This window comes from Anaerolineae bacterium (genome assembly GCA_035529315.1).
In the GTDB taxonomy this organism is placed as follows: domain Bacteria; phylum Desulfobacterota; class Desulfobacteria; order Desulfobacterales; family ETH-SRB1; genus Desulfaltia.
Window position 1 is genome coordinate 1 of record DATKWZ010000032.1, and the last position, 8,716, is coordinate 8,716.

The 8,716-nt window shown below is 41.1% G+C and carries 7 protein-coding genes; 1 reads left to right on the top strand and 6 read right to left on the bottom strand.

Features of this window, described 5'->3' with window-relative positions; genetic code table 11:
- The 6 genes from VMW78_06045 to mobB form a co-directional block, all read right to left on the bottom strand.
- On the bottom strand, window positions 1–858 hold an 858-nt coding region (locus VMW78_06045), incomplete at its 3' end, for a hypothetical protein (GenBank protein HUV50563.1).
- 11 nt (window positions 859–869) lie between these two features.
- Window positions 870–1,742 (bottom strand): glycosyltransferase, encoded by an 873-nt coding sequence (locus VMW78_06050; protein HUV50564.1) that lies wholly within the window; start codon window positions 1,740–1,742, stop codon window positions 870–872.
- Between the two features lie 52 nt (window positions 1,743–1,794).
- A complete protein-coding gene (locus VMW78_06055; protein HUV50565.1) occupies window positions 1,795–3,063 on the bottom strand; it encodes an O-antigen ligase family protein in 1,269 nt (422 codons plus the stop codon).
- Window positions 3,064–3,102: 39 nt separating this feature from the next.
- On the bottom strand, window positions 3,103–4,080 hold the full coding sequence (gene galE, locus VMW78_06060) for a UDP-glucose 4-epimerase GalE (protein HUV50566.1): 978 nt from the start codon (window positions 4,078–4,080) through the stop codon (window positions 3,103–3,105).
- A gap of 186 nt (window positions 4,081–4,266) precedes the next feature.
- Window positions 4,267–5,073: an HD domain-containing protein gene (locus tag VMW78_06065; GenBank protein ID HUV50567.1), complete on the bottom strand. Its 807-nt coding sequence runs from the start codon at window positions 5,071–5,073 to the stop codon at window positions 4,267–4,269.
- Window positions 5,070–5,552 (bottom strand): molybdopterin-guanine dinucleotide biosynthesis protein B, encoded by a 483-nt coding sequence (mobB, locus tag VMW78_06070; protein ID HUV50568.1) that lies wholly within the window; start codon window positions 5,550–5,552, stop codon window positions 5,070–5,072. The genes VMW78_06065 and mobB overlap by 4 nt, the downstream gene beginning before the upstream one ends.
- Window positions 5,553–6,005: 453 nt before the next feature.
- On the opposite strand from mobB, the gene polA reads away from it, so the two are divergent.
- Window positions 6,006–8,687 (top strand): DNA polymerase I, encoded by a 2,682-nt coding sequence (gene polA, locus VMW78_06075; protein HUV50569.1) that lies wholly within the window; start codon window positions 6,006–6,008, stop codon window positions 8,685–8,687.
- Window positions 8,688–8,716: the final 29 nt, after the last annotated feature.

Genomic DNA, 8,716 nt, shown 5'->3' on the forward strand with positions numbered 1-8,716 from the left:
AAAATCCTGATGCAAGTCTCCATATAAGTTTTTATTCTCTATCTGGACCTTGTTACACGGAACATTAACAATTTTTGATTTTCTGTAGCTTACCCCCATACGAAACAGGAAAAACCTACGGAATTTTTGTAACTGGTCTTCAAGGGTATTTGGCGCTGAAAACTCGGTCAATTGTATTATTATGGCAATTTCCTGGGTGGAGAAAAAATGCCCATCTAAAGAAAGAGGATATGACCAGTCATAGATGCCATGATCCCATTTCCAGGTTATTTTGTCTTTATCTTTTACAATGTCCGGTATTAATTCGGGTAATGATTGCTCTTTTTGAACTGTATAGCACTTTTTTAAGTTTAGTCCCATTCGCAATGTAGGGACGAATTTGTCGGTATCAAATTTTACGAAATCTTGAATGTCAAAATCTTCAATAAAAAGCACATCATCCACCAGAAAAAAAATCTTTTCCGAATGTACAGATTTAAGTAATGAAATTAGATTGCTGCGGAATGAATTGTTAGAATCCTGTTTTGTAAAAGAAACATTATTGTTGGTAAAGATTTTAATAACTTCTTCATACGCTTTCTGGTGCGATGGAGTCGAGGTTTGATATAGAATATGAATCGGTACAGGTGAAGTAACTTTTTCCAGGTAAGAAGATATGAGCGCATGGAGTTGTAAGGCCCTGTCCTTAGAAAAGACTATAGATTCAGCAGGATATTCACTGGATAGGGGAACGTGGTTTATGCGTGATTCGTAAAGCTTTGCAAAAGCATCCCGTTCCCACATTTTCTCTAATTCCTGGAGTGTGAAACCGAGTTTTTCCAGTATAAAGTTGATTGTTGAACATATATATTTCTGCATACGCACTTGTCTTAGTAGGGTTTGAATATTGTTTTGATTGTTGATGCCAATTCATGCCTGAACCGTCCCAGAAAACGTGGACCTGCAAGATAGAAATCTCTTTCACGCCGGCATGCCGCAGCGAGATGTGCATTTTCTGGATAAGAAAGAGGGCTTGGTATGTTTCTCGCACCTTTTAACGCAGCTTCGAAAATATTCGCTGCTGCCTGATAGTTCTGTCGACGATCAAGTTTGGAATAATATGTGTTAGGGGTTGTCCGGTATATTACATAGGGTTCCGGCATAACCCAAATTTCACCAAGCACACTGACACGCAACCACAATTCGTGATCCTCGCCTATAGGAGGGTTAAGCGTTTCATTATATAATCCTGCCTGTTCAAGAGCGCTTCTCTGTAGCATTGCAGAGGAATGAATTATGTAATTTTGACGCAGCAGAGCTTTATAGTTTATCTTTTCCACTTTAGAAGTTTTGTAATATAAAGGACTTTCATCCAATTTTCCTGTTCCAGACCAACGAAAAGCGTTGCACCCCAACAGTACACAGTTTGCATGACTGTCTAAAAATTCTATCTGTTTTTCCAGCTTTTCCGGCAGCCACAGGTCATCATCATCAAGCACGGCAACGTATTGGGCGTTTCCCTTTCGAATAGCACGATTCCGAGGAGTTGCCGGAAAGCCCGCATGTTTTCCAGACAAATATTTAAAGCGGTTATCTTCCAGAAAAGGTTTGATGGCAGCCAACGTGTCTTTAGTCTCACCATCTTCTGCTATCCAGCATTTCCAGTTTGAAAAAGTTTGATTCTGCACACTTTTAAGCGTTTCCGGCAGAAGATCGGCGCGGTTATATGTTGGAATAATTATGTCAACAGTTATCTGGTTCATTTTAGATGGAATTGAACTCCTTCCCTGGTTCAACAATCGTTTTGCTTTTTGTTTATATTATGATGCTGTCAGTTTCCGTGTTAAGTTGCCACAATATGGTCATAATTGCAAATATGGTATAGAGAACAATTGCCTGCGGGCCGAACATTCCATCCGCAAATAATGCCTGTACAAAAACACCGATAAATGCCGCCATTATACAGACTCCCCAGTCTTTGATAAAATCATCTTTTCCGTATCGTATTATCTTCCAGCCAAGACGAACAAAGATAAAATAAATAAAAAGAAACAACGCAAGGCCGACAATGCCTGTTCTGACAGCCACGCCTGCAAGAGAATTATGGGGCGATCTAATAACCGTTTGTTGCCGATATTGAGGGGGTATTTTTGCGTTATATTTTTCCAGATCAATAAAATTGCTATATCCATATGTTCGCATCCCAAATCCTATTCCGGTTACAGGATAATCTTTGATAATTTCTAATGTTGTGAGATTTATACCTACTCTTATATCCTTTAAAGCAGCACTGAACGAAAGGCGAGACTTTAATACAGGAACAGATCTTACGGCTATCAAGGAGAAGATTATAAGGAATACAACTAATAATTTGTTTTTTTTAACAAAAAATACAATAAGCGCAATAAATACCGCTCCTAATGAACCTCTCGACATTGTTAAATATGTTGCCATAGATGTTCCCAGAAGGCAAACAACAAGAATGGCTCTGCGATACCAGTTAGTCTCCAGTCTGAATTGGCGCATTGATAAAAGCATGGCAAATATGGTTACAAAGCCGATAAGGTCAATGGCCATCATTCGGGAGAATCCAAATCTTATTGATATAGGGTTTTTCAATATAACGTAAAAGTAAACCAATCCTCCAATGGAAAAAATCGCGGCTGATATGATTATTGTCCATGATAAAATTGTGAGTCGTTTTCGGGAACTGAAAAAATTTATCAGGATGTAGTAAATCGCCAGATATTTAAGTAAATGTGCCCTGAAATCGTGGAGACTGTTTCCTTTATCAAGCGCAAAAAAAAGGCCGATCAATGCCCATGCGGTAAAGAGCGCAAAAGGAAGTGTAAGCGGCGACTTGAAGGAAAAGTCAATCTTTTTGAAGTAGATTAAAATAAGGACAATTGTGACAGATCCGTAAAAACAGGTTTCTTTTATGGCTGTTGTGTGTGGAAAAGGAACAAAAAATAGAAAAATACCCATTAATACGGGGACGCTGAGGCTTAAGATCTTGAAGATTTTTTCTCTTGAGCTTTGTTCGCTCAATTGCGGCACTGTGTCTGTAGTTGCGTGCATATCCATAATTACTTATAAAAAACCCCTTTTTAAAAAAGGAAGGCTTTATTTATATCCATTCGGATGCTTTTTATGCCATTCCCAGGCTGAGGAAACGATATCTTCCAGTTTTGCGTATTTCGGTTTCCAGCCAAGTTCCTGATGGGCCAGATCTGAAGAGGCTATAAGAACTGCCGGATCTCCGGGCCTGCGTGGCGCAAATTCATAAGTGACCTTTTTGCCGGTTATTAGCTCCACGGTCTTGACTACTTCAAGGTTGGAAAATCCCTGTCCATTGCCCAGGTTATATTTGCCGCTGGGATGTTTATCCAGATTTTCCAGCGCCTGGATGTGAGCCTGGAACAGATCCAGCACATGTATATAATCTCTGATGCAGGTGCCGTCTTTTGTCTTGTAGTCATTGCCGAATATATACAGTTTTTCACGCTGTGCAAGCAGAACCTGTATCGTTACTGGAATAAGAAGTGTAACCGTGCGTTTTGCATCACCGAATCGTTTGCTGGCGCCTGCGGCATTGAAGTATCGCAGGGCATTGAATTTGAGGCCGTAGGCCCTGTGGTACCAGTCCAGAATTTTTTCAAACATCAGCTTGGATTCTCCATACGGATTAACCGGTACCTGAGGATGTTTTTCGTCCACCGGGATATACTTTGGTTCGCCAAAAGTTGCGGCGGTGGAGGAAAAGATCATTCGGTCGCAGCTAAACTCACGCATGACATCCAGAAGAGCGATACCATTTACCACATTATTATTGAAAAACCGACCTGGATCAATCATGGAAGATTCAACTCTGGTGTCAGCCGCGAAATGGATTACCGCATCAATGGAGTGGTCCTGAAAAATCGTTCTCAATAAAGATTGATTCCCAAAATCCCCTTCATAGAAAATAGCCTCAGGAAGCACCGCTTCCCGGTGTCCTTCCTGCAAATTGTCTATTACTACTACTTTATGTCCCTGGAGCAAGAACTCTTCAACACAAACAGAGCCGATATAGCCGGCTCCTCCTGTAACCAGTAGCGCCATAGTGTTTATCCTTATTTTTTATCCTTTGATTTTTGGTCTTGTGTATCCTGCTTTTGATCTGTCAACTGACAGGCGTTTTTCATTCATGTGGAAATTCCTAATTTAGGCAGGATATACATCTGTAAAAGGAACCATATTCCTGCTATGGCCAGCAAAATAAGTGCCTGTTTCATTGTTTTCCTCCTTTTAATGCGTTATGGAGCTTAAAGTTTTTCTTGAACATTTTATCACATGATCACGCGCCTGGCTTACCGCCTCTTTCACCTCTTTTGATTGAGGCAGGGTTGACGCAAGCTGCTCTAAATAGTTGTGGTCTTGAAGGGCCTGAAATGAGGGAACAAAATTCAGATCAAATGCCCAGCCTATTAAAAGCAGCTTAAAGTCGTTTAATGTTTTCAAATCATTTATGCTTACGGATTTGCATTCTTTCAAAGCCTGCAAAACACGGGGCGAACATATTGGTTTATCGGCAAGGCCAAGTTCGATGGTTGAATTTGGATTTTTTCCCCGTTCATGGTAGTAATCAATAAAAACCTTCCATATATCGAGTTTATCAGCATCTCTGAGGAGCCGAATGAAAAACAGGGTTTTTTCATCCTCTTTTTCAGGAAGAACAGCGGCATTATGATGTGCAACAGTTTTTGCGATCAGCCTTTTTTCATATTTTGAAAATACATTCAAAATTTTATGTATTCCTATCTGTTGCAATCCCAGCCGGGCATGGTTTTTAGAATTCATATCATTGAATGTGCCGTATATGGCATACTGTTTAAACCTTCCGATATCATGCAGTAAAGCTGTTGTTTCCGCCAGCAGCAGTTCCTGCTCTGAAATATTCAGGGATTTGCCTAACATGACGATTTTGTCGCACACACGTTTTGTATGTTTTTCTTTTAACCTGATAGCGCGGTTATATTCTGCATCAGGGGTGTAGTAACCAGACACATAATCGGCAAACCAGGTTTTTAAATGTGTAAGATCGCTGTTTTTCATAAGTACTTTTTTTCTATAAAATCGACCAGGCTATCTATGTCTTCCAATCCGAACTTCGGCACTTTCAAGTCTATATTTGAATCTGTAACAAAGGCTATGAGATTATTATCTTCCCCGCAAAGAGGTTTTTTGTGGGTTGATGAACGGAAGATCTCTATTTTAGGTTTGTTTTCCCTTTTATAACCTTCGACTATAATGATGTCCATGTCATGAAAGTATCCCTCAAGACATTCTAAAGATTCGGAGTCAGTATCCCTTACCATTGCGATTTTGCCGGGCGAGGCTACAATTACCATGTCTGCCCCGGCCTCCTTATGCCGTGAGCTGTCCTTGCCTTTCTGGTCAATGTCAAATCCATGATATGCGTGTTTGACTGTGCCGATTCTATAGCCACGCCTTTTTAATTCAGGGATTATCTTTTCTATTAGTGTGGTTTTGCCTGATCCAGACTTTCCTACGATTGATATAATCGGTGGCATGATAAATTACCTTTCACCAAGATTAATAGTTAAACCTTAAAACCATAACTCATTTGGATTGTAAACTCTATAAGCATAACCGAAGACTATGATTTTTTATTATTTGCTGGATAGCTAAAGTGAGACTTAATCTTGTTTATCCTTACCTGCCCGCCCCTTGAGGGTTATCCTGATCATCTGTTCATTTTTAGGTTTGGGCTGCATTTTTTAAAGGTCTCTTGTCGCCAAAGCACAATAAATATTGCTATATATCGGCTGTAAGCGCAATATCAACTGTAGTTATAAAATGCAATATTATTCCTTGGCGCGCGCCTGTCAGGCGGAGAAAAGTAGCGCTGAAAAAATATGATGGATTTTTCTGTGCTTATCAAATATGTTGACAGGCAGATCATTTAACCGGCAATGCTGTTTTCCAAATAGTAAATATCGATTTTATCCTGCGAAGTAACTGCCATGAATAAAGAAAAGACATTATACCTGATAGACGGGAGCGCATATATTTATCGCGCTTATCATGCAATCCAAAGCCTTACAAACTCGAAAGGTTTGCCTACAAACGCTGCTTTTGGATTTACCAGGACCCTTTTAAAACTGATTGAAGATCGGGCGCCGGAATATGTGGCAATGTTTTTTGACGCAAAGGGGCCGACTTTCAGGCATAAGATATATAAAGAATACAAGGCTAACCGCCCTTTGATGCCGGATGACCTGTCGGTTCAGATCCCATATATAAAGGATATAACAAAGGGATTCAATATACAGGCTATCGAGATGTCCGGATATGAAGCAGACGATCTCATCGGCACCATTTCAAAAGTTGCCGAGAAAGCCGGATTCCATGTGGTCATGGTTACAGGGGATAAGGATTTCATGCAGCTTGTGACCGATAAAACCACTATCTGGGATCCCATGAAGGATAAGATAATAGATGCGGAGGCTATACGGAAAACCTTTGGAGTGGAGCCGCTGCAGACAATTGATATAATGGGCTTAAGCGGCGATACAGCGGATAACATTCCGGGCGTGCCGGGTATCGGCCCCAAAACCGCTGTTGATCTGATTAAAACATATCAAAGCATGGAGCTTTTATATGAACGGATTGATACTGTAAAAAAGAAAAAGCTGCATGAAAATCTTGTCAAATACAAAGACCAGGCCTTTTTGAGCAGAAAGCTTGTGACAATTAATACAAGCCTGCCTTTATCATTTAACCCGGAAGAGTTTAAATCAAAAACTCCTGATAATAATATTCTTTCCAGGCTGTTTAAAGACCTGGAATTCAGGCAGTTGCAGCAGGCTTTCCCGCGGGACAGCGATCTTTCCCAAAAAAAATACAGGACAATTTTCAGCATTGACGATATTTCCGATCTTGTCAATAATCTTGAGAGGGTAGGGCTGTTTGCACTGGACACAGAGACTACCTCTGTAAATCCAATGCGGGCCGGGCTTGTGGGGCTGTCTTTTTCAAGTAAGCCTGATGAAGCATTTTATATCCCATGCGGCCATGATTATCCGGGCGTCCCGGAGCAGCCGGATATTGCAGATGTTTTAAACTTGCTGAAACCTGTTCTTGAAAACCCGAGCATTAAAAAGATCGGCCAGAATATCAAGTATGACTGGATAGTTCTTGCGCGTCATGGAATAAACCTTGCCGGAGTGATGTTTGATACAATGCTGGCCTCATATCTTCTCAATCCTTCAAAACGGGCGCATAATCTTGACCAGATAGCTCTTGATTTTCTTGATCACAGGACAATTACATACAAGGAGGTTACGGGTGGCAAAGGCAGGAACGGGCTTTGCTTTTCCCATGTTCCCATAGAAAAGGCAGGGCCGTATGCGTGCGAAGACGCAGATATTACATTGATGGCTTACAATAAACTGATGCCTATGCTTAAAGATGCCGGTCTTACGGAGCTTTTTGAAAAGGTGGAGATGCCACTTGTTTCTGTTTTGATGAAGATGGAGATGACCGGAATCGGCATAGACAAAGAAAAGCTCAGCCTGCTTTCAAAATTGTTTGAGCATCAGCTTGAAGAGCTTAAAGGCAGAATTTTTGCCATTGCAGGAGAAGATTTCAATATAAACTCGTCGCAGCAGCTTGGCAGGATTCTTTTTGAAAAGCTCAATCTGCCGGTGCAGAAAAAAACTAAAAAAAAGACAGGCTATTCAACAGATGTCGATGTGTTAACGAGCCTTGCCGAACAGCATGAGCTTCCGGTTATTATTTTAAGATACCGCAGTCTGTCCAAGCTAAAGTCAACATATACCGATGCTTTGCTTGAACTCATTCACCCGGAGACAGGCCGTATCCATACCTCATTCAACCAGACGGTTACAGCCACAGGCCGTCTCAGCAGCTCTGATCCGAATCTTCAAAACATTCCCGTGCGTACAGATGAAGGCAGGGAAATCCGCAAAGCATTTATCCCTAAAAAAGGATGGTCGATTCTTTCAGCCGATTACTCGCAGATAGAGCTGCGCATTCTGGCACATTGTTCAAACGACCAGATACTGATAAAGGCTTTTAATGATGATGAGGATATTCATACACGCACGGCAGCCGAAGTGTTTCAGGTTTTCCCTTCTTTTATTACTTCTGAGTTAAGGCAGCAGGCCAAGGTTATAAATTTCGGCATTGTGTACGGTATGAGCGCTTACGGCCTTTCCAAAGAGCTTGGCATAAGCCGGAAGATGGCAACAATATATATAGAAAACTATTTTGCAAGGTACAAAGGGGTTAAAGAATTTATTGACCGGACAATAGAAGAAGCAAGACAAACAGAAAAAACATCCACTTTGTTAGGCCGCATCCGTCTTCTGCCTGACATCAACAACCCAAATAAAAACGTGCGCGAATTTGCCGAGAGAACAGCGGTTAATACTCCTATTCAGGGCACTGCCGCAGACCTTATAAAGGTGGCGATGATAAATGTGGACCTTGCATTAAGGGATAGAAATCTTAAGTCTGCAATGCTTCTTTCCGTGCATGATGAAATCGTTTTTGAAGCCCCTCCTGATGAAATCGATTTACTTCAGGAACTTGTCAAAAATATCATGGAAGGGGTCTGGGACCTCAAGGTGCCACTGAAGATAAATATCGCATCCGGTATTAACTGGGCTGAAGCTCATTAGGAGCACCAAGCCTTTACTCAAGCAGCCAT